General features: G+C 68.7%; 25 protein-coding genes, 2 pseudogenes and 1 riboswitch. Of the genes and pseudogenes, 12 read left to right on the top strand and 15 right to left on the bottom strand.

All coding sequences use genetic code 11. The annotated features are described in order from the left end of the window. Position 1: 1 nt before the first annotated feature. The 3 genes from HGB39_RS18955 to HGB39_RS18945 all read right to left on the bottom strand — a co-directional run bounded on the left by HGB39_RS18955 (position 2) and on the right by HGB39_RS18945 (position 3,472). On the bottom strand, positions 2-1,333 hold the full coding sequence (locus HGB39_RS18955) for an MFS transporter (protein WP_005561572.1): 1,332 nt from the start codon (positions 1,331-1,333) through the stop codon (positions 2-4). Positions 1,334-1,552: 219 nt separating this feature from the next. Beyond that, positions 1,553-1,984: an Rv0880 family HTH-type transcriptional regulator gene (locus HGB39_RS18950; protein ID WP_005244136.1), complete on the bottom strand. Its 432-nt coding sequence runs from the start codon at positions 1,982-1,984 to the stop codon at positions 1,553-1,555. A 33-nt stretch (positions 1,985-2,017) separates the two neighbouring features. Then, complete coding sequence (locus HGB39_RS18945; protein ID WP_005255290.1) at positions 2,018-3,472, bottom strand: NCS2 family permease; 1,455 nt, start codon at positions 3,470-3,472, stop codon at positions 2,018-2,020. 76 nt (positions 3,473-3,548) lie between these two features. Here HGB39_RS18945 and HGB39_RS18940 point away from each other — a divergent pair, with 76 nt between their 5' ends. After that, positions 3,549-3,797 carry a DUF2530 domain-containing protein gene (locus tag HGB39_RS18940; protein ID WP_005244138.1) on the top strand — a complete coding sequence of 83 codons (249 nt, stop codon included), beginning with the start codon at positions 3,549-3,551 and terminating at the stop codon, positions 3,795-3,797. Positions 3,798-3,862: 65 nt separating this feature from the next. Here HGB39_RS18940 and HGB39_RS18935 read toward each other — a convergent pair whose 3' ends face one another. Together HGB39_RS18935 and HGB39_RS18930 are read right to left on the bottom strand one after the other, a co-directional pair. Then, the gene (locus tag HGB39_RS18935; protein WP_005561570.1) at positions 3,863-4,417 is read right to left on the bottom strand and encodes a phosphatase PAP2 family protein; all 555 of its coding nucleotides are present in this window, start codon (positions 4,415-4,417) and stop codon (positions 3,863-3,865) included. Continuing rightward, positions 4,407-6,974, bottom strand: a pseudogene (locus HGB39_RS18930) (ATP-binding protein); the annotation flags it as partial. The pseudogene HGB39_RS18930 and the gene HGB39_RS18935, both read right to left, overlap by 11 nt. Here HGB39_RS18930 and HGB39_RS40605 point away from each other — a divergent pair. Then, positions 6,951-7,154, top strand: coding sequence for a hypothetical protein (locus HGB39_RS40605; RefSeq protein WP_005255286.1), 204 nt, complete (start codon positions 6,951-6,953; stop codon positions 7,152-7,154). The pseudogene HGB39_RS18930 and the gene HGB39_RS40605 sit on opposite strands and share 24 nt — an antisense overlap. Here HGB39_RS40605 and HGB39_RS18925 read toward each other — a convergent pair. Continuing rightward, the gene (locus HGB39_RS18925; protein WP_039952938.1) at positions 7,151-8,020 is read right to left on the bottom strand and encodes a DUF3027 domain-containing protein; all 870 of its coding nucleotides are present in this window, start codon (positions 8,018-8,020) and stop codon (positions 7,151-7,153) included. The two genes, HGB39_RS40605 and HGB39_RS18925, sit on opposite strands and share 4 nt — an antisense overlap. A gap of 38 nt (positions 8,021-8,058) precedes the next feature. Between HGB39_RS18925 and HGB39_RS18920 the strand changes: the two genes are divergently transcribed. The 3 genes from HGB39_RS18920 to HGB39_RS18910 all read left to right on the top strand — a co-directional run bounded on the left by HGB39_RS18920 (position 8,059) and on the right by HGB39_RS18910 (position 11,087). Beyond that, on the top strand, positions 8,059-8,853 hold the full coding sequence (locus HGB39_RS18920; protein ID WP_005572751.1) for a glutaminyl-peptide cyclotransferase: 795 nt from the start codon (positions 8,059-8,061) through the stop codon (positions 8,851-8,853). A gap of 71 nt (positions 8,854-8,924) precedes the next feature. Next, positions 8,925-10,595: an MFS transporter gene (locus HGB39_RS18915; RefSeq protein WP_043793363.1), complete on the top strand. Its 1,671-nt coding sequence runs from the start codon at positions 8,925-8,927 to the stop codon at positions 10,593-10,595. A gap of 6 nt (positions 10,596-10,601) precedes the next feature. Next, the gene (locus tag HGB39_RS18910; RefSeq protein WP_005572753.1) at positions 10,602-11,087 is read left to right on the top strand and encodes a DUF2771 domain-containing protein; all 486 of its coding nucleotides are present in this window, start codon (positions 10,602-10,604) and stop codon (positions 11,085-11,087) included. A 68-nt stretch (positions 11,088-11,155) separates the two neighbouring features. Here HGB39_RS18910 and HGB39_RS18905 read toward each other — a convergent pair whose 3' ends face one another. After that, positions 11,156-11,566 (bottom strand): cold-shock protein, encoded by a 411-nt coding sequence (locus tag HGB39_RS18905; protein WP_005255275.1) that lies wholly within the window; start codon positions 11,564-11,566, stop codon positions 11,156-11,158. Positions 11,567-11,719: 153 nt separating this feature from the next. On the opposite strand from HGB39_RS18905, the gene HGB39_RS18900 reads away from it, so the two are divergent. From HGB39_RS18900 to HGB39_RS18890, 3 genes are all read left to right on the top strand, one after another. Beyond that, positions 11,720-11,959, top strand: a complete 240-nt coding sequence (locus HGB39_RS18900) for a hypothetical protein (protein WP_005572756.1) — start codon at positions 11,720-11,722, stop codon at positions 11,957-11,959. A gap of 30 nt (positions 11,960-11,989) precedes the next feature. Continuing rightward, positions 11,990-12,367: a YccF domain-containing protein gene (locus HGB39_RS18895; protein WP_005244158.1), complete on the top strand. Its 378-nt coding sequence runs from the start codon at positions 11,990-11,992 to the stop codon at positions 12,365-12,367. Between the two features lie 234 nt (positions 12,368-12,601). Next, a riboswitch (cyclic di-AMP (ydaO/yuaA leader) is annotated at positions 12,602-12,815 on the top strand. Between the two features lie 8 nt (positions 12,816-12,823). After that, positions 12,824-13,405, top strand: coding sequence for a transglycosylase family protein (locus HGB39_RS18890; protein WP_005570332.1), 582 nt, complete (start codon positions 12,824-12,826; stop codon positions 13,403-13,405). Positions 13,406-13,472: 67 nt separating this feature from the next. Here HGB39_RS18890 and HGB39_RS18885 read toward each other — a convergent pair whose 3' ends face one another. After that, positions 13,473-13,661 carry a hypothetical protein gene (locus tag HGB39_RS18885; RefSeq protein ID WP_025431899.1) on the bottom strand — a complete coding sequence of 63 codons (189 nt, stop codon included), beginning with the start codon at positions 13,659-13,661 and terminating at the stop codon, positions 13,473-13,475. A 60-nt stretch (positions 13,662-13,721) separates the two neighbouring features. Here HGB39_RS18885 and HGB39_RS18880 point away from each other — a divergent pair, with 60 nt between their 5' ends. Together HGB39_RS18880 and HGB39_RS18875 are read left to right on the top strand one after the other, a co-directional pair. Then, positions 13,722-16,040, top strand: a complete 2,319-nt coding sequence (locus tag HGB39_RS18880) for a helicase-associated domain-containing protein (protein ID WP_064080133.1) — start codon at positions 13,722-13,724, stop codon at positions 16,038-16,040. A 146-nt stretch (positions 16,041-16,186) separates the two neighbouring features. After that, positions 16,187-17,170: an alpha/beta hydrolase gene (locus HGB39_RS18875; protein WP_240482885.1), complete on the top strand. Its 984-nt coding sequence runs from the start codon at positions 16,187-16,189 to the stop codon at positions 17,168-17,170. A 92-nt stretch (positions 17,171-17,262) separates the two neighbouring features. Here the strand turns inward: HGB39_RS18875 and HGB39_RS39620 are convergent, their stop codons facing one another. The 5 genes and pseudogenes from HGB39_RS39620 to HGB39_RS18855 form a co-directional block, all read right to left on the bottom strand. Beyond that, the gene (locus HGB39_RS39620) at positions 17,263-17,478 is read right to left on the bottom strand and encodes an ATP-binding cassette domain-containing protein (RefSeq protein WP_005572437.1); all 216 of its coding nucleotides are present in this window, start codon (positions 17,476-17,478) and stop codon (positions 17,263-17,265) included. Between the two features lie 67 nt (positions 17,479-17,545). Beyond that, positions 17,546-17,902: pseudogene (locus tag HGB39_RS39615) on the bottom strand (ATP-binding cassette domain-containing protein); the annotation flags it as partial. Between the two features lie 110 nt (positions 17,903-18,012). Beyond that, positions 18,013-18,252: a hypothetical protein gene (locus HGB39_RS18865; protein WP_005561579.1), complete on the bottom strand. Its 240-nt coding sequence runs from the start codon at positions 18,250-18,252 to the stop codon at positions 18,013-18,015. 292 nt (positions 18,253-18,544) lie between these two features. Further along, positions 18,545-19,756: an ROK family transcriptional regulator gene (locus HGB39_RS18860; protein WP_064080135.1), complete on the bottom strand. Its 1,212-nt coding sequence runs from the start codon at positions 19,754-19,756 to the stop codon at positions 18,545-18,547. 148 nt (positions 19,757-19,904) lie between these two features. Further along, positions 19,905-20,666, bottom strand: a complete 762-nt coding sequence (locus HGB39_RS18855) for an LppU/SCO3897 family protein (protein ID WP_005564378.1) — start codon at positions 20,664-20,666, stop codon at positions 19,905-19,907. Positions 20,667-20,840: 174 nt separating this feature from the next. Between HGB39_RS18855 and HGB39_RS18850 the strand changes: the two genes are divergently transcribed. After that, positions 20,841-22,520, top strand: coding sequence for a DNA repair helicase XPB (locus HGB39_RS18850; RefSeq protein WP_005244182.1), 1,680 nt, complete (start codon positions 20,841-20,843; stop codon positions 22,518-22,520). Between the two features lie 37 nt (positions 22,521-22,557). Continuing rightward, positions 22,558-23,226 (top strand): DUF3239 domain-containing protein, encoded by a 669-nt coding sequence (locus HGB39_RS18845; RefSeq protein WP_005564035.1) that lies wholly within the window; start codon positions 22,558-22,560, stop codon positions 23,224-23,226. Positions 23,227-23,233: 7 nt separating this feature from the next. On the opposite strand, the gene HGB39_RS18840 is transcribed toward HGB39_RS18845, so the two are convergent. Both HGB39_RS18840 and HGB39_RS18835 read right to left on the bottom strand, forming a co-directional pair. Beyond that, positions 23,234-23,797, bottom strand: coding sequence for a GNAT family N-acetyltransferase (locus HGB39_RS18840; protein ID WP_005564036.1), 564 nt, complete (start codon positions 23,795-23,797; stop codon positions 23,234-23,236). Positions 23,798-23,833: 36 nt separating this feature from the next. Further along, complete coding sequence (locus HGB39_RS18835; protein ID WP_005564039.1) at positions 23,834-24,823, bottom strand: LLM class F420-dependent oxidoreductase; 990 nt, start codon at positions 24,821-24,823, stop codon at positions 23,834-23,836. Between the last annotated feature and the right edge of the window lie 4 nt (positions 24,824-24,827).

Here is a 24,827-nt window from a genome sequence, read left to right as displayed (position 1 = left end):
GTCAGGACCGCGGGTCGCGGCTCGCTTCCACGGCCTGCTCGGTGGCGTCGCAGACCACCACGGGGTGTGGTTCGAGAACGTTGTGCAGTTCGAACACCGGAAGGTAGCGGCCCGCATCCGGTCTGCGTACTTTCAGTCGCACTCGTTGGTGCCGCATCAGGTAGAGCGCTGCGCCGATGCCGCTCACCAGGGAGATCGCACCTCCGATCACGAGCGGGGCGCGGGGGTCCAGGACGTCGGCCAGCCAGCCCAGAACCGGACTGCCCAGCGGGGTGCCGCCGAGGAAGCAGAGCATGTAGATGCCCATCACCCGGCCGCGCATCTCGGACGGCACGGACATCTGCAGGATGTTCATCGCCGCCGTCGTGAACGTCAGCGTCAACGCGCCGGTCGGCACGAGCATGATCGCGACCAGCACGTAGGTGGGCATGAGTCCCACCAGGATCTCGAACGCCCCGAATGCGGCCGCGGCGCCGAGGAACGTGCGCAGGCGCGGCGGGGTCTTGCGTTTCGCGGCGATCGTGGCGCCGGCCAGCGTGCCCACGGCGAGGGTGGTCGACAGCAGTCCGTAGGCGTCCGCGCCGCGCTCGAACGTGTTGCGGGCGAGAACGGCGAGACTGATCGGGAAGTTCAGCCCGAACGTCGACACCATGAACACCGCCACCATCAGCACCCGCAGGTCGGTGCGACCCCACACGTAACGGAAACCCTCGCGGACCTGCCCCTTTCCACGTTCCGCCTGGGGTGCCGTGAACAGTTCGCGGGCGTTCATCATCAGCAGGGCGATCAGCACACCGGTGAACGTGCCCACGTTGAGCAGGAACACCCACCCCGTGCCGATGAGGGTGATCAGCACACCGGAGATCGCCGGGCCGATGATGCGAGCGGTGTTGAACGTCATCGAGTTCAGGGCGATGGCATTGGGCAGCGACTCCTTGCCGACCATCTCGATCGTGAACGACTGCCGCGCCGGCGCGTCGATCGCCGACGCACAACCCAGCAGAAACGCGATGAGGTAGACGTGCCACAGGGCCACCAGCCCGCCGACGTCCAGCAACCCGAGCACCAGTGCGCACAACGCCATCGACACCTGCGTCGCGATCAGGATGCGCCGCTTGTCGTACCGGTCGGCGAGCACGCCGCCCCAGACGGACAGGAACAGGGTCGGACCGAACTGCAGTGCCATCACGATGCCGACCGCGAGTGCGTTGCCGTTCGACAACGTCAGGACGAGCCAGTCCTGCGCCACCCGCTGCATCCAGGTTCCGACGAGGGAGACGATCTGCCCCGACGCCCACAGCCGGTAGTTCCGGGTGCGGAGAGCGACGAACATGCCGGTCTTCGGCTGGGCTGAGGCAGTGGACTCGGATTCGGGCGGCACACATCCATCTTGCTCCCGGGCCCCGCGCGCCATCGACCGGCCCTGGGGGACATCGGCGGCCGGATTACTCCGGATGCCGGCTACGTTCTCCGGCAAGGGGTTTCCCCGCGCCGCGGGGTTCGGGCAGGCGAATGCCGTTGTACGGGTGGGGACTGCAGGCGGCCGTTCGGACTACTCCGAGTCGGCGACGATGGACGTGATGATGCCGACGGCGTCGCGGAGGGTCTTCAGCTGAGCCTCGTCGAGCCCGGACAGCCGCTCGTTCATCCATGCCTCGCGGGCGTGGGTCTCGTCGGCGATCAGCGCGTGACCGGCATCCGACAGCGTGACGATGATCTGCCGTCCGTCGGTGGGATGCGGTGCCCGCTCGACCAGCCCCAGTTCGACCAGCGACGCGATGACCCGGGTCATCGACGGCGGCTGCACCTTCTCACGAGCCGCGAGATTGCCCGGCGTCATGGCGCCGTCGCGGGCAAGGGTGGCCAGAGCCGACAGCTGGGTCAGCGATACCTGGGCGTCGACGCGGCGCCCACGCAGGTGACGCGTGAGGCGCACGACAGCCAGGGAGAGGTCGCTGGCGAGTGCTCGCGTATCCGTGGTCACGGGAATGACAATACGGGACTGATCGGCCGCCGTTTACGTTACTGCGTCGGTGATCGGACCGACCGCGAAGTAGGCCACGAAGAGAAGCGCCACCACCCACATCAACGGGTGAATCTTCTTGATACCACCGCTCGCTGCATTGAGCACGACCCACGACACGAATCCGACGCCGATGCCGTTGGCGATCGAGTACGTGAACGGCATGACGGCGATGGTGAGGAACGCGGGCAACGCGATCGAGAACTGGGTGAAATCGATGTCGCGGACCTGACCGATCATCATCGCGCCCACCACGACCAGTGCCGGCGCGGCGGCCTCGATCGGCACCACCGAATACAGCGGGGTCAGGAACATCGCGGCCAGGAACAGCAGTCCCGTCACCACATTCGCGAGTCCGGTGCGGGCGCCCTCGGCAATACCCGAGGCGGATTCCACGAACACGGTGTTGGACGACGCCGACGCGCCGCCACCGACGATGGCACCGGTGCCCTCGACGACCAGGGCCCGTCCGATGTTGGGCAGGTTGCCGTCCTCGTCGGTGAGACCCGCCTCCTTGCCGAGCCCGGTCATCGTGCCCATGGCGTCGAAGAAGTTGGCGAGCACCAGCGTGAACACCAGCAGGCTGGCCGCGAGTACGCCGATGCGGGTGAACGCGCCGAAGATGCTGACGTCTCCGACGAGGCTGAGATCCGGAAGTTCCGCCAGCACATCGGGTGCGGCCGGGACACTGAGGTTCCAGCCGTAAGGGTTCACGCCCAGCGACGGTCCGACACCGGCGACGGCCTCGATGATCGCGGCCAGCACGGTGGTGACGACGATGCCGATCAGCAGACCGCCGCGCACCTTGCGCACCACCAGGACACCCATCAGCAGCACACCGAACACGAACGTCACGGTCGGCCAGGAGGAGATCGATCCGTTGATGCCCAGGCCGACGGGGACGGTGGTGCCGGCGGCGTCCGGGATGCGCCGCACGAACCCGGCGTCGACGAGACCGATGAACGCGATGAACATGCCGATACCGGCGGCGATGGCGGATTTGAGCTCGGCCGGAATGGCATTGAAGACGGCCGTCCGGAATCCGGTGAGCGCCAACACGACGATGATGACACCGTCGATCACCACGAGGCCCATCGCCTCGGGCCAGGTGACCTGCGGTGCGATGGTGACGGCGAGAAGACTGTTGATGCCGAGGCCCGCCGCGATCGCGAAGGGATAGTTCGCGACGACCCCGAACACGATGCTCATCAGTCCCGCCACCAGGGCCGTGACCGCGGCCACCTGGTTGACGGGGAGGATGTTGCCGAGGACGTCGGTCTTCGCGACGGCGTCGTCGGCCGAGAAACTACCGAGGATGAGCGGGTTCAGCACCACGATGTATGCCATCGCGACGAACGTCACCACTCCGCCGCGGACCTCCGCTCCTACCGTCGAACCACGCTCGGTGATCTTGAAGTAGTTGTCGAGCAGTTTCGGAGCAGCACCCATTGTTCAGTCCCCATCGCCAGAAGTCGCGCGTCGCCCTTGGAGATTAGGGCACCACGGCGAGGGTAGCGTTCATTCGGTGAACGAATCCGCAGATCGCCCACCCCTCACTCAGCGCCTCGCCGACCCGCGACCTGCGCTGATACTGGGAACGCTGGCGTGGGCGGTCGCGGCCGTCGTGGTGATCGTCACGGGCGATCGGTGGTCGGATGCGCTTCCGACGTGTATAGCGGGGGTCGTCGTCGGATTCCTCGGCTACGGATTGTTCGCGTTGCAGCGGCGGGCGGCCCGGCGCGGCAGCCGCGGGGCACAGCAGGGACTGCTCTAGTGTCACAGCAGGGACTGCTCTTGTGACACAGCAGGGACTGCTCTGGTGACACAGCAGGGACTGCTCTAGATCTCGCTCGAGGTCAGGGTTCGGCGGGGCCGGGTGCGGGTCAGCAGGATCCAGAAGGCCGCCCAGAACGCGCCGAACGCCCACCCGGCGAGGACGTCGGTCATCCAGTGCGCGGCGAGGTAGACGCGCGACAGCCCCACCGCCAGCGTGTACAGCACCAGCAGCACGACCAGCGCGATTCGGACGTACCCCACCAGCACCACCCGGAGGGTCACGGCGACGAGAACGCTCGCGAGGATCGCGGTCATCATCGCGTGCCCGGACGGGAACGAGAACGTCGAGATCTCCACCAGCCGATCCGGCAGTGGCGGGCGGTGCCGCTCGAACAGGTTCTTGAGCGTGGTCATCACGGCCAGGCCCGACAGCATCGCGCCGGCCACGAGGACGGCTTCGCGCCGACGGTCCCGGAGCAGGAGGGCGATCGTCAGGACGGTGGACACGATCCAGGCCGCGACCGTTCCGCCGCTGTGCGTGACGACGGTGACGACGTCGATCAACCACGGTGCGCGCTCTCCGACGGCACTGTCGAGCACGCTCTGGTCAAACGACACCGGCGGCGCCCCACGTGCCTTCGGCCCACGACTCGGAGCAATGGGGGGTTCCCTGCTCGTCCACCCACCACGGGACCGCGATCTCGGTGTCGACCGCGCCCGTGAGCTTCACCGTGAGCCGGGGATGGACGACGACGGGACCGTGCGGCAGGTCGCGGCCGAGTGCGGCGAAGGCGAGCACGGCGGCGGGTTCGCGGTCCCATGAGGATTCACGGCCGGAACCGGTGACGGTGCCGCGGATCGCCGCGGACGCGAGGGGGAGGTCCAGCAGATCGGCGAGAGCCTCGGCGGTGTCCAGGCTTCCCACCACCAGGCGCTCGCGCGGCACCGCGGCGGCCAGCCACGGTGCGTCCAGCACCAGGGCGTCGCCGGGGTCGACGAGTGCGCCCGTCAGGCCGCGCACGTGTTCGGGCAGGTGAAGTTCCTCGAGGTCGAGAAGATGGGCGGCCGCGGCGGCCGCGAGCAGGCTGTGCGCCCGCGCGATCACCGCCGGGCTCGGTTCGCGGTCCGGATCGGCCAGTCGATCCAGGAGTAGCTGCGCGAGTTCGGGAGAGTCGACCGTCGACGGCGCCAGGGCCGCCGCGAACACGGCGGATTCCGGGTGCTCGACGGGGTCGAGCAGTCCGGCGAACGTCTCGTCGGTGGGATCGCGGAGCAGACCGAGCACCTGACGGTCCAACTCCGCGTTGTGACGCAGCCACCAGGCCGTGTACCCGGCGCGGTCGGCGAGCAGCGGACGCGTCGACGGGTCCCGGGCGAGCATCGTCAGCGCCTGCGGCCAGCGGTCCTCGTCCACCAGGTCCAGGTCGCGCACCGCCCCGATCTCGTCGGGGTCGTCGTCGAGCGTGTCCCACCAGCGGTCCTCGTCGTCGAGGTCGTGATCGGGGCCGGTGGGGAGTTCGGTGCGCAGCACGGTGAAACCCCAGCCGACACCCACGGCGCGGAGGGCGTCCTCCCCCACCCGCTCGGCGAACGCGGCGTCGACGCACGTGAACGGTGAGTCGTCCACCAGGACGTCGGCGAGAGGCGCACCGGGCAACAGCAATTCGTCCGCACCGCGCAACTCCCCGTCGACATCCGGCAGGGGCAGCTGGCCGAGCCACGACGGCAGGGTGCCGGGGTCGACGCGCCCGGCGAGTGCGAGCACCGCGGTCGACAGTTCTTCTGCCGCCGCCGCGTCGTCGGGGTCGAGGTCCTCGATCTCGGCCCGCAACGCCGGATCCGAGAGCAGGTCGACGGCCGTGGCGGTCTTCGCGCCGAGCCGCGACAGTAGCGGGTGCGCGGCATCCGGGTGGACGAGCCGCGTCCAGTCGACCCCCAGGACGCCGTCGATGTCGTGCCCCAGCAACACCGTTCGCGGACCGGTCACCGTGCGGCCGTCGGACAGCGGAACCGGGATCGACGCCAGTTCCTCCGCCGCGAGGGCGTCGACGGCCAGCGGTTCGAGCGCCGCGTACAGGCGCTGCCACCAGGATGGTGTCCGCTCGATGCCACTGAGAAGTTCGGTGAGGCGCGCCAGGCCGAGGCGGTGGGCGTCGACGGCGGCCAGCGCGGGCGCCCAGCGCGGCCCGGACAGATCCGGGACGACGAGGCCGTCGACGATCTCGGTGAGGAGTTCGGCGAGTTCCTCGGTGAGCCCGGGGACCACGGACGCCCGAACCGGGGCCTTGTTCGTGCCACCGACAGTCGGCAGCCAGGGCTGCTCCCGCAGTTCGGTGACGAGATGGTCCCGCAACGCCGAGTCCACCTCGCTGCGTGCGAACGCGGGAACGGGAACCAGCGACAGTCGCTGCTCGGGCGGCACCGCGGCCACGAACTCGGCGTATCCGGACGCCAACTCGGCGGTCGACGCGCCGGGCAGGATGCGCCTGCGGTCGGGTTGCATGGCGATGTCCGCGACGAGGATCGCGGGTATCGACAGTTCCTCGTCCGACCGTGTGGGGGCGCGCAGGACGTCCTCCGTCACGGGTGAGACGACGCCGTCGCGCACCGGGACGAGCCAGCGTGCCCGCCCGGACTCGTACTGCCACCAGCGGTCGTCGCCGATCGCGACCTCGGTCAACCCGGAATCGAGTGGTCGTTCGCGTCTACGGAACTGCTTGTCGCCCACGGTGATCGAGACGAGTGCCGGGAGTTCGAGCAGGAGGTCGGGTGCCTCGCGGGCCATGTAGGCGAGCAGCGACTCACCGTCCACGTCCTCGCGCAGCGTCAATACGACTTCCGAGGCCGCGCCTGCGGCCGGGCGGTTCTCCGTCGGCCACGCCAGCCGCAGGGCAGGCACGTCCGCTCCCGGGTCCGCACCGTCGAGTTCCCGGAGTTCCGACCTCGTCCGTTCCCCGGAGAACAGCACCGAACCGGACGTCGACCGCAGTTCGACCTCGTCGCTCACCGACAGCACCGCCGTGAAGCCGACGCCGTAGCGGCCGACGGTCGTCCCGGACTTGTTCGACGCCCGCAACGCGACCAGCGCCTGGACTCCGGGCTCGTCCAGCGGGGTGCCCGTGTTGGACACGCTCAGGACGCGGCCGTCGAGTTGCACGGACAGCTCACCGGGTACTTCGGCGCGGGCGGCGGCGTCGGCGGCGTTCTGCGCGAGCTCGGTGAGGAGCCGGTCGCGGTAGCCGGCGCGCGCCAGATCGGATTCGGCCGCCGCGTCCTCCCGCAGACGGGTCGGGGACGTTCGCCACGCCAGAAGCGTCGAATCCCTCAGGGCGGCGGTGCCGAAAGGATCGGCTAGCTGGTCGATGCGGATTCCTCGGCCTCGGTGACCTCGGCAACGGCTTCGGGCTCGGGCCGCGACTCGGATTCGGCCTCGGTGTCCGTCTCGGCGACGGCCCGCTCGACGACCTCGACGGCGCCGTCGTCGTAGGCGTCGAATTGCGGCGAACCGGCACCCGAAGGCAGCAGGGTGTCGGAGTGGGCACCGCAACCGTAGGTCGCGTCGACCACGTGCCCGTCGGCGGCCATCTCGTTGCCGCACACCCCGAACGACGCGTGCAGCGAACCGGCGAGCGGGAGGTAGAAGCCGCACAGCCCGCACGTCGACGGCGCGGCCTTGGCCATCTCGGAATCGGGGCCGTAGTCGCCGTCGTGCCAGCGTTCGGCAGCGTCGACGCGGCCTTCGAGGCTCATCACCTGCTTGCGGCCCAGGCCGAGTTCGAGGGCGGTCTCGTCGATCTCGGGGTCACCCGTCGCCATATAGCCCGGGACCAGGCGGGGGTCACCGGCCGGCGGTGCCAGCAGATCGCCCGCGGACAGGTCGCCGGGGCGGATGCGCTGGTCCCACGGGATCCATTCGGGTGCGACCAGCGCATCGGGTCCGGGGAGGAGGGCGAGTTCGCTGACGGTGGCATGGTCCGCTTCGGGATCGGCAGCCACCACCACCGCCCACTGCCAGCCCCGGTAGCCCGGAAGGTCCGCAACGAAACGGTGAGTCGCGGCGCACGCGTCCTCGGACGTGACGCCCAGGTAGTCGCCGACTCCCCCTTCCTGCAGTTCGACCAAGGCGGTTCGGGCGAGCTCGACGGCGTCGGTCAGTACGGGACGCGCCACTGCGCGCTCGTCGGAAGAAGCAACACTCACACCACCAGTTTGCCGCACCACCGCAAGTGCGTGCCCACCTGGGCTGTCATGCTGGTCCGATGACCGGCCGGAGGCACCTCGTCCCAGCCCTGCTCGCGGTGGCGTGGATGGTCACCGCGTGCTCCCCGGAGAGTCCCGTGGCGGCGGACGCGTCCGACGCGGACCTTCACGTGGAGATCGTCCGCACCCTCGACCACGACCCGAATGCGTTCACCCAGGGACTCGAGATCGACGGCACCGAGTTGCTCGAGGGCACCGGCCGGCCCGGCGAGTCCTGGGTGCAGGCCACCGACCTCGACAGCGGCACCGTCCGGATGCGTGCCGAATTGCCGTCTCCCCTGTTCGGCGAGGGCATCACGGTGAGCGGCGACACGATCTGGCAGCTGACGTGGCGTGACGGGGTGGCCGTCGCCCGGGATCGCGCGACACTCGCCGAACAGCGGCGTGTCCCGTTCGACGGCGAAGGGTGGGGCATCTGCGCAGTGCCCGACGCGCTCGTCACCAGTGACGGCTCACCCACCCTCACGTTCCGCGACCCGGTCACGTTCGAACCCCGGCGCACCGTGCAGGCGGTGCAGGACGGAAGCCCGCTGGCCGGCCTCAACGAACTCGAATGCGCGGACGACGGTGCGATCTACGCGAACGTCTGGACCACCGACACCCTCGTCCGCATCCATCCCTCGGACGGGCGGGTCACCGCGGAGATCGACGCCTCCGCCGTCCGCGACGCCCTTCCGCCCGGCCCGCGGGACGTCGACGTCCTCAACGGCATCGCCCAGATCCCGGGAACGGACCGCTTCCTCGTCACCGGAAAGTACTGGCCGCGCATGTTCGAGGTGCGGTTCGTTCCCTGACAGGCCGATCTGACCAGCATTGGCCGGGGTTGCTGTGGTCGCATGTCTCCCGACTAGGACAGAATTAGGGAGTGACCGGACCGCGCGAACCCTACGAGCCTGACGGCGGTCGGGCTCCTGACGAGAATTCCGGGCCCCCCGTTCATCCCGGCTACGACAAATACCCGCCCGCCGCACGTTCGGGAGGTCGACGCACACCGCTCCCACCCCTCCATCCGGTCGGCGGCGGGCAGCGTCCCCGTTCCGACGAGGAGCGGGCCGACGCCCCCAAGGCGCCGCCGATGCCGCGCAAACTCACCGTCACCCGGGTCGCGGCAATGCGCAGCCGGGAACTCACCAACAAGGGCATCGCGACGTTCCATCGCGCGGCCAAGGCGGACGGTGCGGACAAGTCGGGGCTCACCGCGCTCACCTACGCGGTGATGGCCAACAACGCGACCGACGCGGCCATTGCCGTCGCCCTGGCGAACACACTGTTCTTCTCGGCCGCGACGGGCGAAGACAAGACGAAGGTCGCGCTGTACCTTCTGATCACCATCGCCCCGTTCGCCGTCATCGCTCCACTGATCGGTCCGATGCTCGACCGGCTTCAGCACGGCCGTCGCGTCGCACTGGCCACGTCGTTCGGTCTCCGGACGATCCTGGCGATCGTCCTCGTCTTCAACTTCGACAGCTGGGTGCTGTATCCGGCCGCGCTCGGAATGATGGTGCTCAGCAAGTCCTTCTCGGTGCTCAAGAGCGCGGTCACACCACGTGTGCTGCCACCGGAGATCGACCTGGTGCGAGTCAACTCCCGGCTCACCGTGTTCGGACTGCTCGGCGGAACCATCGGTGCCGGCGCCCTCGCGGGTGGTCTCGCCATGGCCACCGGATCCGTCGGCGCGCTGTGGCTGGCGGCGGTCATCACCGCCCTCGGTGCGTACCTCAGCATGCGGATCCCGTCGTGGGTGGAGGTCACCGAGGGCGAGGTCCCCGCCACCCTCACGTATCACGGCGACGAGCACCCCACCGAGGTGCTGGGACGCACCCGCGTGCTGCAACCCGAGGCCGCGGCCACGGCGAAATCCGGTAAACGCAGGCAACCGCTGGGCCGCGCGGTCATCACCGGGTTGTGGGGCAACAGCACCATCCGCGTGCTCACCGGGTTCCTCACGCTGTACATCGCGTTCGTCGCGAAGTCGAGGACCGACCACGAGCCGCTGGTGCAGGCCGCGATGCTCGGTCTGGTCGGCGCCGCCGCCGGCATCGGCAACTTCACCGGCAACGCCGCGGGTGCCCGGATCAAGCTCGGCCGTCCCGCCCTCATCGTGCTGCGCTGCACGGGTGCCGTGTGGGTCATCGCCGTCCTCGCCGCGATCACCGACAACCTGCTGACCGCCGCCCTGGCCACCCTCGTCGCGTCGGCGGCCAGCGCCCTGGCCAAGGTGTCGCTGGACGCGTCGTTGCAGCACGACCTGCCCGAGGAATCGATCGCGTCCGGATTCGGTAGATCGGAGACGGTTCTACAGCTGAGCTGGGTCGTGGGTGGCGCGCTGGGCGTCCTGCTGCCCACTGAATACTGGATCGGGTTCTCCGTCGTCTCTGCCGTCATGACCATCGGCCTCGTCCAGACCGTCCTCACGTACCGCGGGAGCACCCTCCTGCCCGGGCTCGGCGGAAAACGTCCCGACCTGGCCGAACAAGAAGTGTCCGAGCCCCACTCGACCCACCGGGCCGACCGATCGACAGGAAATGTGAAGTAAGTGAGAATGCAGGCGCGAACCAAGAAGATCCTGGCACTGATTGCGGTGGGCCTGATGGTGGTCCTGGTGGCCTTCGTCGGAGTCATGTACGCGCTCATCCGCAATTCCTCGCCCCGCCTGCCCGAGATCACCGCCTTCGCGCACAACCGGGCCGAGCAGATCCCCCCGCTGGCGTACTGCAACCTGTATCTCGAGGACTGCACGACCGGCGACCTCGCCGAACTCGACGTGCCCCCCGGCTCCTCGCTGCAGCTGTCGCTGCCGCAGGAGATCGTCGATGCACCGTGGCGCATGCTCGTCGTGTACCAGGACGCATCGGGGCAGGTCGTCGTCCAGCAACAGGCTCACCGTGCCGGTGAGACCCGCGCCGTGACCGTGCCGTCGTCGGAGGACCTGCAGCTGGCAGGCGTCGAGATCCAGTTGCCGTCCGCCGTCATCGACGAGCAGGGGCTCACGCAGGCGCGGGCCGCCTGGTCGATCAAGACGGCCTGACCGAGCCGCTCACACGAGAAGGGCCTCCGCGCACCGATGCGCGGAGGCCCTTCTCGTCGTTCGTCGAATCAGCTGTCGAGCTCGCGCGCGACGGCGCGGACCACCTCGGAGATGCGCTGGGCGGTCTTGCGGTCCGGGTACTTGCCCTTGCGCAGGTCGGGCTGGACCTTCGCCTCGAGCAGCGTGATCATGTCCTCGACCATGCCGTGGAGTTCGTCCGGCGTGTGCTTCTTGGCGGACGGCTCCTTGCGCGCGGCGTTCTGACGCAGCGACGGCGCCGGGTCGAGCACCTTCAGGCTCAGAGCCTGGGGGCCGCGTCGACCGGCGGCCATGCCGAACTCGACACGCTGGCCGGCCTTGAGGCCCTCGACGCCCTCGGGAAGAGCGGACGAACGCACATAGACGTCCTCCCCTTCTTCCTGCGACAGAAAGCCGAAGCCCTTTTCGACGTCGTACCACTTCACCTTGCCGGTCGGCACCGCGTTCACCCGCTCATCACTTGGAGTGCAGTTGGTTGCACTTGGTATGCAAAACAGCGCGCCCCACCTCTGGTGCGGGACGCGCAGTGCCCACAGTCTACCTTGGACAGACCCCCTCCGGCATCCGGGTTTCCAGGCACTATCGTTGCTGGTGTGGCCCACGAACCGACTCCTTCGAGCACTCCTCAGACACCCCGGAGGGGCGACGGACTCCTGCGCGTCGCACTCGCCCTCTTCGCGATCGGCTTCGTCGCGATCGTGGCGATCTTCCTGACCCCGGTGCTCTCCGATTCCGAACCGGGCCTCGTTCTCTATCTCATCGCCCTGGCGTGCCCGAGCGGCTTCCTTCTCGGAATCGTCGCGGCACTGAGGCAGGGCCGACGCTCGCGCTGACACATCCGACCACCGACCGATGGGACGATCATGAGAATTCTGCTCAACATCATCTGGCTGATCTTCGGCGGTCTGTGGCTGGCGCTGGGGTACTTCGTCGCCGGAATCCTCTGCTGCATCCTGATCATTACGATCCCGTTCGGCATCGCGTCGTTCCGGGTCGGCGTCTACGCACTGTGGCCGTTCGGCAAGACGGTGGTCGACAAGCCGACGGCCGGTGTGGCCTCGCTGATCGGCAACGTCATCTGGTTCGTCATCGCTGGTCTGTGGCTCGCGATCGGGCACGTCGTGACGGCAATCGCCATGGCGATCACGATCATCGGTATCCCGCTCGCGGTCGCAAATCTCAAGATGATCCCCATCTCGCTCATGCCCCTCGGCAAGGACATCGTCGACGCTCCCCAGTGATGTGAGCTTCCTCACATAACGGCTCGGTAACGGAAGGGCAACGGCTCGGCGATACGGACGTCTTGTCGCCACTAGCTGGGAAGAGTCCCTGCGCGCCCAATGAGGCCCCGCAACAGGCGAAGACACTCCGCGTTATCAAATGGTGACACTGCGGCCTCGGACCGTTACCGTCGTCACCGGCCGAGGAAACATCGGCCACATCCGGCCCGCCGCGCCAAGCCTCGTCCCGCGGGTACCGGAGTCCCGACGAAGCATTCCAGGGACGAGGACGGGGGACCCAAAGTCCTCCAGGGAACGCAAGTTCTCAGACGGACACCGGTCCGAATGTGCCTCGCACACTCGGATCTTGGGGTGAAGCCAGACCCTCTCCAGCCAGGAGAGGCGAGGCCGGGCGACCTCTCAGCCCGAACCCGACAGCTGACCTCGCAGGCGCGTGTGGAGAGGATCTCGACCACTATGAGCGGACGCCATCGCAAGCCCACCACCACCGGCCGCACCGTCGCCAAGGTCGCCGTCACCGGCGCCATCATGGGCGTCGCCGGAGCAGCCTTCTCGGGCACCGCGAACGCGGCACCCGACTCCGACTGGGACCGCCTCGCGCAGTGCGAGTCCGGCGGAAACTGGGGAATCAACACCGGAAACGGCTTCCAGGGCGGACTCCAGTTCTCCCCGAGCACGTGGAACGCACACGGTGGAACCCAGTACGCGGCCACCGCCAACCAGGCCTCGCGTGAAGAGCAGATCGTCGTCGCCGAGAAGGTCCTCGACTCCCAGGGCTGGGGCGCTTGGCCGTCCTGCTCCTCGAGCCTCGGCCTGAGCAGCGCACCCACCCAGCGCACCGCCCCCGCAACCGTGCCCGAGGCCCCCGCGGCGCCGGCACTCCCCGACCTCACGGGCGGCGTCCCCAGCACCAACGGCACCTCGCAGTACGCCGGTGCCGTCGACAGCGCGATCGAGGCCGTCAAGGCTCAGGGCATCGCGATCGATCCCCAGATCCTGCAGCTCATCGACGCGAACAAGGGACTGCTCCCGCAGTAATCCCCCGCAATTCACAGAAGAGGGGCCCTGCACCGATCCGGTGCAGGGCCCCTCTTCTGTCGTCGGGTCAGCGGTTGATCACGGTGTGCGGATGCGCGTACGGCAGTGAGTCCGCCGGCAGCGGGAACTCGGTGTCCTCGCCGAACGGGGACAATCCGCCCGCACGGCTCGACGACAGTTCGGTCACGGCGCTATCTCCATCGGCGGTTTCGGGCCACCCTGGATCCACGTACTGCTTCTTCGAATTGTTAGCCACGGTGCCATTTTGACAGGAGCATTCGGCGACGTACAGCCCAGGTCTCTAATCTGATAGTCGATGACCGACACCGACGACACCACCGCGAGCACCAACGGCACCGCAGCCTCGTCCCGCGGCGCCGCGACCCTCGCGGACTGGCTGGCCGCGCGCAGCGACGCCGAACTGACGGATCTGCTTCGCAAACGCCCCGACCTGGCGGTTCCACCGCCGGCCACGATCGTCGTCCTCGCCGGCCGCGCCGAACAGCGGGCATCGGTGGCCCGCGCGGCCGACAACCTGACGTCCCTGGACTTCGGCATCCTCGAGCTCCTGGCGCTCGAACGGGCCGACGAAGTCGCCGTGCCGCGGGCCACCCTGCAGGACGCGGTGGGCTCGCGGGCGACGAAGAAGACCGTCGACGCGACGCTGGACGGCCTGCGGTCCGTGGGGATCGTCTGGGGGGACAAGACGTCGCTGCGTATCGTTCCCGCCGTCGTGGCCACCATCCCGTGGCGGGTCGGGCGCAGCGCCGAGCCTGTCGAGACGCTCGACGAACCCGGGATCACGGCCGCGCTGGCCGGACTGCAGAGCGTCGAGCGGGACATCCTCGAGACCCTGTCGAAGTCGAGTTCGATCGGACGGACGCGTGACGCGGCTCCCGGAACACCCCCCGACCGTCCCGTCCAGCGGCTCCTCGCCGCCGGGCTGCTGCGGTGGATCGACGACGAAACCGTCGAACTGCCCTACCAGGTGCGGCAGGTCCTGCGCGGGGAGGCCGTCTTCGACCCCACGTCGCTGGCAGCGCCCACCGTGACCGGCCGCAAGCACAAGCCGGCCGACATCAACGCCGCCGCGGCAGGTGAGGCGCTCGAACTGGTTCGTCACTGCGAGGACGTCGTCAAGGCTCTCGGCGAGGTGCCGGCGCCTGCGCTGCGGGCAGGTGGTCTCGGTGTCCGCGAACTGCGGCGGATCGCCAAGACGTCCGGCATCGACGAGAACCGGCTGAGCCTACTCGTCGAGCTGCTCTCGGCCGCGGGACTGATCGCGAGCGGCACCCCGGACCCGGCCCCGACGTCCGACAGCGGGGAGAACTACTGGGCTCCGACCACCGCGGTCGACAACTGGCTCACTGCGCCGGTCGCCCGGCGGTGGCACGCCCTGGCCGCCGCGTGGCTGGAACTGCCGCGCATGGCGTGGTTCATCGGCATGCGCGATGCCAACGACAAACCGGTCGCCGCCCTGTCCGAGGAAGTGCGCGCGCCGTCCGCGCCGCGCGACCGGCAGGCGATCCTCGGGCTGCTGGCGGAGTTGGGCAGCGGCCACTCGGCGGATCCCGCGGAGGTCAGCCGGCTGCTGGCGTGGCGTCGCCCCCGCTGGGGTGCCCGGCTGCGGGTCCACGCGGTGGAACGCACCCTCGACGAGGCCGCGACGCTCGGACTCGTCGCCCGCGGCGCGCTCAGTTCCCCCGGACGCGCACTGCTCCACGGCGGCGACGCCGAGGCCGAGATGCACGCGTCGCTGCCCGAACCCGTCGACCACGTCCTCGTCCAGGCCGACCTGACGGTCGTCGCCCCCGGCCCGCTGACCCCCGATCTTCTGGAGCAGATCACCCTGGTCGCGGACATCGAGTCCGCCGGGGCGGCGTCGATGTACCGGATCAGCGAAGACAGCGTCCGCCGCGCCCTCGACGTCGGGATGACGGCAGCCGAACTGCACAGCCTCTTCGCGACCCGGTCGCGCACACCCGTCCCGCAGTCGCTGTCGTATCTGATCGACGACGTCGCGAGACGGCACGGCCGGCTCCGGGCGGGCGTCGCGGCGTCGTTCGTCCGCTGCGAGGACCCCACACTGCTCGCGGAGGTCCTGGCGTCGCCGGTGGCTTCATCTCTGGCCCTGCGCGCGTTGGCACCGACGGTGGCGGTGTCGCAGGCACCGCTCCGGGAAGTGCTGGGCGAACTGCGGGCGGCCGGTTTCGCGCCCGCAGGCGAGGACTCGTCCGGCGCCCTGGTCGACCTGCGCCCCCGCGGCGCCCGGGTCCTGACCCGGCGCAAGGCTCCCGCGGGCCGCACCCCGGCTGTCGCCACGGACGCCCAGCTCGACGCGGTCGTCCGGACCCTCCGCGCCGGTGACCTGGCGGCGTCGGCCAAGGGGTCCGGCAGCGTCCGGTCCGACGGGTCGCGGGCCAGCAGCGCCGCGACCATCGCCCTGCTCAACGCCGCGGCGCGGGAACGCACGAGCGTAACGATCGGTTACGTCGACGCGCAGGGCGTGGCGACGCACCGCATCGTCGATCCCGTGAGTGTCGGCGGCGGTCAGCTCGACGCGTTCGATCCGGCGAGCGGCGCGGTCCGGCGATTCACCCTCCACCGCATCACGTCCGTCGCCCGCGTCGTCTGACCCGTGAGTACTTGTCAACCACGGGCGGTTAACAAGTACTCACGGGTCAGATAACGATTCTGCGCAAACGCCCAGGAATTCCGGGGCGCGCAATACCGTGATGCTGGTATGTACCTGGCCGGGGACGACTACCAGGAGGCAGAACCGTGATTTGCACAGCAACGAAGCCGTCACATGGCTGGTTACGAGGCGTCGTCCGGCTCATGGTTGCCGTGGTGATCCTGCCGCTGGCGTTCGTCCTCGTCGGCGGCGGAACGGCCTCCGCCGACCCGTACAGCCGTCTGCGCGAGCACTGGGTCGACGCCCCCGGCGGGGTCGGGCAGATCAAGGTGCGGATGTGGCTCGCGAACAACGGCAGCAACAAGGCCCTCTATTTGCTCGACGGCCTCCGCGCGACCAACGACGTCAGCGGGTGGGAACACGAGACCAACGCCGCGTGGCTGTCCGACCACGGGATCACGGTCGTCGAGCCGGTCGGCGGACAGTCCAGCTTCTACACGGACTGGTACGCGCCCAGCAACACCAACGGTCAGCCGTACACGTACAAGTGGGAGTCGTTCCTCACGCAGAACCTGCCCGACTTCCTGGCGAACAATTACGGCATCAGCCGTACCAGCAACGCCATCGCCGGGCTGTCGATGGGCGGCAACGCGGCGTTGATCCTCGCCGCCTACCACCGCGACCAGTTCACGTTCGCGGGCTCGATGTCGGGGTATCTGAACCTGTCGGCGCCGGGCATGCGTGAGGCGATCCGGTTGGCGATGCTCGACTCCGGTGGCTACAACTCCGACTGCATGTGGGGCCCGCCGTGGGATCCGGCGTGGCTCCGCAACGACCCGTTCGTCGCGGCGCCCCTCATGCGCGGGCTGCCGATGTGGATCTCGGCGGGCGCCGGCCTCCCCGGCCCGCACGATCAGCCGCAATCCGCCATCGACGTCTTCAACGTCGGCACCGGCATGGGTCTCGAGGCCATCGCGCTGGCCCAGAACCGTGCCTTCCAGGTGCGGCTCGACACCCTCGGCATCCCCGCGCACTACGACTTTCCGGCGACGGGAACCCACAGCTGGGGCTACTGGCAGGACCAGCTGTGGGCCATGTTGCCGATGATGAAGGCGTCGATCGGCGCCTGACCATGGCCTCCGGCCCCGTGAGTACTTGTTAACGTCCCGCGGTTAATAAGTACTCACGGGCGGCGAAGCCGCATAGGCTCGCGCCGCGGTGCTCAACCGGTGCGCCGCCGGGACAGGTTCTCGGTTGCGAGCCGGACGCGTTCCTCCGTGGCCAGGTCCAGTGATGCCGTGGCCTCGTCCAGCAGCAGGATGTCGGGGTCCACCAATTCGGCGCGGGCGAGGGCCAGCAACTGACGTTGCCCGGCCGACAGGTTGCGCCCGTGCTCCCCGATCGGCTGCAGGTAGCCGAGGGCGAGCCGGGACACCATCTGGGGGGGCCCCGACCGCTCGGCTGGCGGCCTCGACCTCCGCGTCGGTCGCGTCCGGGCGCCCGTAGGCGACGGCGTCGCGGACGGTGGCGCCGAACAGGTGCGGCTCCTGCGGAACGACACCGAGTCGCTGCCGGAACGACGCGAGGTCCAGTGACCGGGTGTCGATACCGTCGATCCGCACCGCGCCGTCGGTGGGGTCGTAGAACCGGGCGAGCAACTTGAGCACCGTCGACTTGCCCGCGCCGGTCTGGCCGACGAGGGCGACCGTCTCGCCCGGTTCGATGCGAAGCGCCACCCCTCGCAGCGCCTCTCCCTTGCCGGATTCGTACGCGAAATGGACGTCGTCGAACACGATGCCGCCCTGGAGGCGGTCGAGGACGATCGGCTCGCCCGCCTGCGGCGTGGTGGTCGGTGTCCGCATCAGACCCCGCAGTCGGCCGAGTCCGATCACCGCCTGCTGGTAGCCGTCGAACACCTGCGAAAGCTGTTGCACGGGAGCGAAGAACAGTTCGACGTAGAGCACGAAGGCAATCAGGGTGCCGACGGTGAGGGTTCCGCGAGCTGATCGGTCGCCTCGAGCTGAAGCCGGGTGGTCTTGATCGACACGCTGAGCGAGGTTCCCTCCGGAACCTGATCGGGCACAGCGTCATCGAGAGCCAGCCCGCCGGAGGAACCGGAGGTGCAGGACGCGAGCCCGAGCGCCACGACGCCGGCGAAGGCGGTGCGTGTGAGGCGGCGATACCCGGCGGAAGACACGAGTGAACTGGACATGAATGATCCTTCGAAGGATGTGATCTCCGGTCGGGCACACCGGACGTGGTCGGTCGAGTGCCACAATGGAGCGAGAAAGGAAGAACAGAAAGGTATTTCGAGCGTCCGCCGAGGTCAGCGCGGAGACGTCAGATGCGACCCGGTCGCGAGCGGCGACAACAGGACTCGGAGCAACACGAGGATGTACGCACGCTGTCCGCCATGGTGGTGTTCACACCAATATCCTTGCGATCCAGTGCAATCGACGTCAACATAGCTTCCCACCGAATTAACTCCGGACCTGTGATACACGTCACGATATGCCGGCCAACGGCCGCACGAAGCTGGTGAGAGGCGCCCGGTAGAGCTCCGCGAGGATCACGGAGCCGGCGGATAACGGCAGTGCCCGCCGGGGAAAACTGGTGGACAACACGGACCGTGAGGGGTCGTCACACGTCGCCGACGACTCCCCGACTGCTCGCCGAACCGTGTCGAGAGAACCCGGAATCCGGCTCACGCCTTGGTCGCAGACGATCAGGACCTCCGGATTGAACAGGTCGAGCAGACGCGCTGCGACCACCCCCACGGAGTGCGCCCGTTCCTCGAACAGTGCCAGTGCCGCCGGCTGCCGACGTCGACCCGCGTCGAGAAGGTCGCCGAAGATCGGCCGCTCGATGATGCCGAGTTGCATCGCCCTGCGCACCAGCACCCGATCCGACAGGGTGGCCTGCACGCATCCGGTACGTCCGCAGGTGCACTCCTCGACACTGTTCTCGACGGGCACGTGCGCCACCGCGCCTGCCGCCGCGCGAGGACCGTGGTGGACCACGCCTCCGGTCGCGAATGCGGCGTCCACCACGTTCCCGACGAAGAGCTGCACCACGCTGTCCCGCGCCCGCGGCTCCCCGAACAACACCTCCGCGTCGATGAGGGCGCGCGCGTGCGAATCCATCCGGACGTCCAGACCGGTGCGGTGCTCGAGATCCGCCCTGACCGGGTACCCGTTCCATCCCGGGATCGGATGCTCAGGCACCACACCCGATTCCGAGTCGATCCAGCCGCCGGCCGCGAAACCGACGCCGATCGGGACGGATACGTCGCCGTGTCGGGCGGCCAGCGCCTCGAGGGTCGTCACCGCGTTCCGCAGGATCTCGGCCGGTCCCAGCCCGAGGTGCGGATCACGGGATCGCGCCAGCACCTGCCCGCGCAGGTCGAGCAACGCTGTGGTCACGTGGGTCATCGCCAGATGGATGCCGTAGACGACGAAACGGCTGTCGTCGAGGTCCACCGGGACGTGTGGCCGTCCCAGACCGGTGGGTCCCGAGATCTCCGGCAGTTCCCGCAGTAGACCGCGTTCGACGAGCTGTGCGCTGGCGGTGGTCACCGTCGCGGGTGAGACCCCGGTGACCCGTGCGATCGTGCTGCGCGCGACCGGCCCGCGGTCGAGGACGGTGCGCAGCACCGTGCCCGCGCTGGCGCCGGAACGGCCGGCACCACGCCGGGTGTCGGGCTGGGTTCGCGCCATCGTTCCCACCTTCCCCGTGCGCAGTGATCTCGGTAGATCTCGAACGCTAACGAAGGGGAACGTGCAGTTCAACGGACTCGATTCCCGTGAATTTAACTCCCTGTGAGTACTTACTAACGTCCCGCGGTTAACAAGTACTCACGCGGCGCTAGCCACCCAGATTGACCTCGATGCAGTACGTGCGCTCGGGTTCGGAGAACGCGATGGGGAATGCGGTGTCGAACTCGTTGCACAGGGTTTCGTCGTTCTCGCCGTCCGCGCGTCTGACGACCTTGACGGTCTGCGTGTCGGTGCAGTCGGACGGCACGATCCGGCCGTCGTCCTCGAGCAGGTAGCAGGACCCCTCGATCATGTTCGGAACGAGGCAGAGCGTGGTCTGCACGCCCTCGTCCTCGCTCACGAGGGTGTAGGAGAAGTAGTCTTCCGCGCACTGGACGTCGCCGTCGTTCTTCTGCGCCACCTCGTACGTGGCCTCGCTGTCGGAGCAGTCCCGCTTCTCGTGTGAGGTGTCGGCCGCGGTCGTCGACGCGGATTCGAAGAACAGGCAGTCGCCGACGTCGAGAGCGTTCTTGTCGGCGCTCCTCACGGCGAACACACCGAACGCGGCGATGGCGGCGAGAATCACGACGGCGACGACACCGAGAGTGATGAACAACCCCTTCCGCGATTTCTTCGGCGGCGGCGGGTACTGGCCGGGCGGATACTGGCCGGGCTGCTGCCCGTACCGGCCCGGCGGGTACTGACCGGGCTGCTGCCCGTACTGCCCCTGCGGGTACGGCTGCTGCGGGTACTGCCCCTGCTGGTAGGGCTGCTGCGGCCCACCTTGCGGGTACGGTTGCTGCGGGTTGTTCGGCGGTTCGCCGGGGACGTTCGGATCGGGACGGTTGGGGTCGTCGGGGGGCTGGGTCATCGCGAGCCTCGTCTCTGGGTCGATCCATCCGGCTGCACCTCAATTTAGGCCCCGACCGCCGCGGATGTGCAGGTATCGCGCCGCGTCGGAGGCTGCGACGTGGCGCGGTGTCGCTCAGATCAGGACAATGGACAGGCTGGCTACATCCGGCACCGCATTTTCGAGGAGGCTTCCGTGACCGACGGACCGTTGATCGTCCAATCCGACAAGACCCTGCTGTTGGAGGTCGATCACGAACGCGCGAACGACGCCCGCCAGGCGATCGCGCCGTTCGCGGAACTCGAGCGCGCGCCCGAACACGTCCACACCTACCGGATCACCCCGCTGGCCTTGTGGAACGCGCGCGCCGCCGGACACGACGCCGAGCAGGTGGTCGATGCGCTGGTCAACTTCTCCCGGTACGCGGTGCCCCAGCCGCTGCTGGTCGACATCGTCGACACGATGGCCCGGTACGGGCGGCTGCAGCTGGTGAAGAACCCGGCCCACGGTCTGACGCTGGTCAGCCTGGACCGCGCGGTCCTCACCGAGGTGACCCGGCACAAGAAGATCGCCCCGATGCTCGGTGCCCGGGTCGACGACGACACGGTCGTGGTCCACCCGAGCGAGCGCGGCCGTCTCAAGCAGTTGCTGCTCAAGGTCGGCTGGCCGGCGGAGGATCTTGCCGGGTACGTCGACGGCGAGGCGCACGCCATCGACCTGGACTTCGACGGCACGTCCCCCGGGTCCGCGGACGGCCAGTGGCACCTGCGCGACTATCAGGAGATGGCCGCCGACTCGTTCTGGGCGGGCGGGTCCGGCGTCGTCGTCCTGCCCTGTGGTGCGGGTAAGACGATGGTCGGTGCGGCGGCGATGGCCAAGGCGAAGGCCACCACGTTGATCCTGGTGACGAACACGGTCGCGGGACGGCAGTGGAAGCGCGAGCTGATCGCGCGCACGTCGCTCACCGAGGAGGAGATCGGCGAGTACTCGGGCGAGCGCAAGGAGATCCGCCCGGTCACGATCGCCACGTACCAGGTGATCACCCGGCGCACCAAGGGCGAATACAAGCATCTGGAACTGTTCGATTCCCGCGACTGGGGTCTCGTGATCTACGACGAGGTGCACCTCCTGCCCGCACCGGTGTTCCGCATGACCGCCGACCTGCAGTCCCGTCGACGCCTCGGCCTCACCGCCACCCTGGTGCGCGAGGACGGCCGTGAGGGCGACGTGTTCTCGCTGATCGGACCCAAGCGGTACGACGCGCCGTGGAAGGACATCGAGGCGCAGGGGTGGATCGCGCCCGCCGACTGCGTGGAGGTGCGGGTGACGCTGACGGACGCCGAACGGATGTCGTACGCGGTCGCCGAACCCGATGAGCGGTACAAGCTGTGTTCCACCGCGCACACCAAGATCGCGGTGGTGAAGTCGATCCTGGAACGGCACACCGACGCACCGACGTTGATCATCGGCGCGTACCTCGACCAGCTCGACGAACTGGGTGAGGCGTTGAACGCCCCGGTCATCAAGGGGTCGACCAAGAACAAGGAGCGGGAGGAACTGTTCGACCGTTTCCGGGCGGGCGAGATCCAGACGCTGGTCGTCAGCAAGGTCGCGAACTTCTCGATCGACCTGCCGGAAGCGTCTGTCGCCGTTCAGGTTTCGGGTACGTTCGGTTCTCGCCAGGAGGAGGCTCAGCGTCTGGGCCGCCTGCTGCGACCCAAGCACGACGGCGGCCAGGCCCACTTCTACTCGGTGGTGGCCCGCGACACGCTCGACGCCGAGTACGCCGCACACCGGCAGCGCTTCCTCGCCGAGCAGGGGTACGCGTACCGGATCACCGACGCCGACGACCTGCTGGGCCCGGCCATCGGGTAACCGCCGGCCCCCGGACCGGGGGCTCTAAGCTGGGGCCGTGCGACATTTCGAGTTCACCGTCGACCGGCCCTACGCGAAGTCTGTCAACCAGACGTTCGCCGACATGCGACGCCTGCAGGTGTCGGCGATCGTGGTGGCGCTGCTGTTCGCGGCCGCCGCTGCCGGTCTGATCCTGCTCGCCCACCCCTGGTCGATCATCCTCGGTGTCGTCGTGGCGATCGCCGCGCTGACGTCCGTGTGGGTGGCGTTCTGGGTGCCGAAGAAGGTCGGCAGCATCGAGGAGTTGTACGCGAAGAGCCCGCTGGTGCCTGCGGTCGTCTCGGAGGTCCATCCCCGCGCGGTCACCCTGCTGTCGCTGATCGACGTCGCGAAGCCCTCGGCGGGCCGGGCGTCGTACGCCCTCGTCACTCGCAACGTTCCGATCCGGACCGGTCAGAAGCAGCGGGTGGGCGACAGGGTGCCGTCCGTCGCACTCCTGAACGACCGCAGCACCCGCAACGACGCCGACACGTGGGAGATGGTCAGCCCGATGCCGATCGCGTGGGGCACCCGCGACGCGGCCGTGCGTTCCCGCGCGGAGGACGCCATCGATCAGGTCGAATGGGATTTCCTGCAGAGCCGGATCCCCGAGTCCGAGCAGATCCGGACCAGCCCCGAGCAGCGAGTCGCGGTGTCCGAGCACGACCTTCCGGAGGGCCTGCGCTGATCGGCCGCTAGTCGGGCCAGCCTTCGGCCGGTTGCCGCGGGTCGCCTGCGAGCAGGGCGGCCACCCACGAATCGCGCCGGACGCCGCGCTGCACGAGCCCGGCGCGCTGGATGCCCTCGAACCGGAAGCCCACCCGGCGGGCGACCGCCGCCGAGTCGAGATTGCCGACGAACGCGCGCCATTCGATGCGTTCTAGCCCCAGGCTGTCCGGCCGGAACGCGAAATCGCACACCAGGTTCACCGCGGTCGTCATGAGACCCCGCGACCGTGCCGCCGGCGACAGCCAGTATCCGATCTCCGCCGCCGTCACGTCCCGAGCCATCAGTCCGATCATCCCCAGCACGGGACCGTCCTCGCGTTCGCGCAGCGCCCAGGTGGGACTGCGGTCGGCCCAGCCGGACGGCACCGTCTGCCGCACGAACTGCTCGGCGTCCGAGCGGCCGTACGGCGCGGGCATCGTCGTCCACTCGGCTATCGACGCGTCGCTGCACGCCGCGCAGATCTCGTCGACGTCGGTGACGACCGGCGGGCTCAGCCACACGTTGTCGGCGGCGAGGGTGACGACGAACATGCCCGCCACTCTATGCCCGGTAACGCGGTCCGCTGATCAACGCAGCGCGGGCAGCACTTCGTTCTCGAACAGTTCGATGCCCGAGGTGTCGTACGCGGCTTCGGGGAAGTAGAAGATGCCGTAGGACATGCCCTGCTCCTTCAGCACCGACAGCTTCTCGACGATCTGCTCCGGCGTTCCCACGCCGGGCATTCCGCGGAAGGCTCCCAGCGCACCCTCGGCGGCCTCGGCGCCGACGTGGGGGGTGAGCCGGTCCTTCAGGGTGAGCAACCGCTGCTCGACCTCCGCCTCGGTGGTGCCGATCGCGACGTTGTAGTTGGCCGAGCGGGTGATGGCGTCGAAGTCGGTGCCGACGGTGTCGCAGTGCTTCCGCAGGATCTCGGATTTCTGCGCGAAGCCCTCGGGTGTGCCGTCGAAGTTGGTGTACTGCGCGTACTTTGCCGCGATCTTCAACGTCACCTTCTCGCCGCCGCCGGCGATCCACAGTGGAATGCCGCCTTCCTGCAACGGAAGTGGGCGGACGATGGCTCCGTCGACCTGGTAGTGCTTGCCTTCGAGGGTCGCGGTGCCGTTGGTCCAGGCCTGACGCATGATCTGCACGCCCTCGTCGAGTCGGCCGAGACGCACACCGGCGGAGGGGAATCCGTATCCGTACGCTTTCCACTCGTGCTCGTACCAGCCGCCGCCGATGCCCATCTCGACGCGTCCGCCCGAGATGAGGTCGGTGGTGGCGGCGACCTTCGCGAGGTAGGCGGGGTTGCGGTAGCTCATCGCCGTACACATCTGGCCGAGACGCACCCGCGAGGTGACCGCCGCGAACGCGGACATGAGGGTCCACGCCTCGTGCGTGGCCTCCTCCGTCGGTGCCGGGACGGTATGGAAGTGGTCGTAGACCCACAGCGAATCCCAGGACGAACCCTGATCGGCGCGCAACGCGAAGTCGCGCATCACCGACCACTGATCCGAGGGATCGATTCCGACGAGATCCAGTCGCCAACCTTGAGGAACGAACAATCCGAAGCGCATGAAA

Origin of the sequence: Rhodococcus opacus (assembly GCF_012396235.1) — a bacterium.
Classification (GTDB): domain Bacteria; phylum Actinomycetota; class Actinomycetes; order Mycobacteriales; family Mycobacteriaceae; genus Rhodococcus_F; species Rhodococcus_F opacus.
Note: the sequence above shows the minus strand (reverse complement) of the source record. Positions and strands in the feature narration are given on the sequence as shown.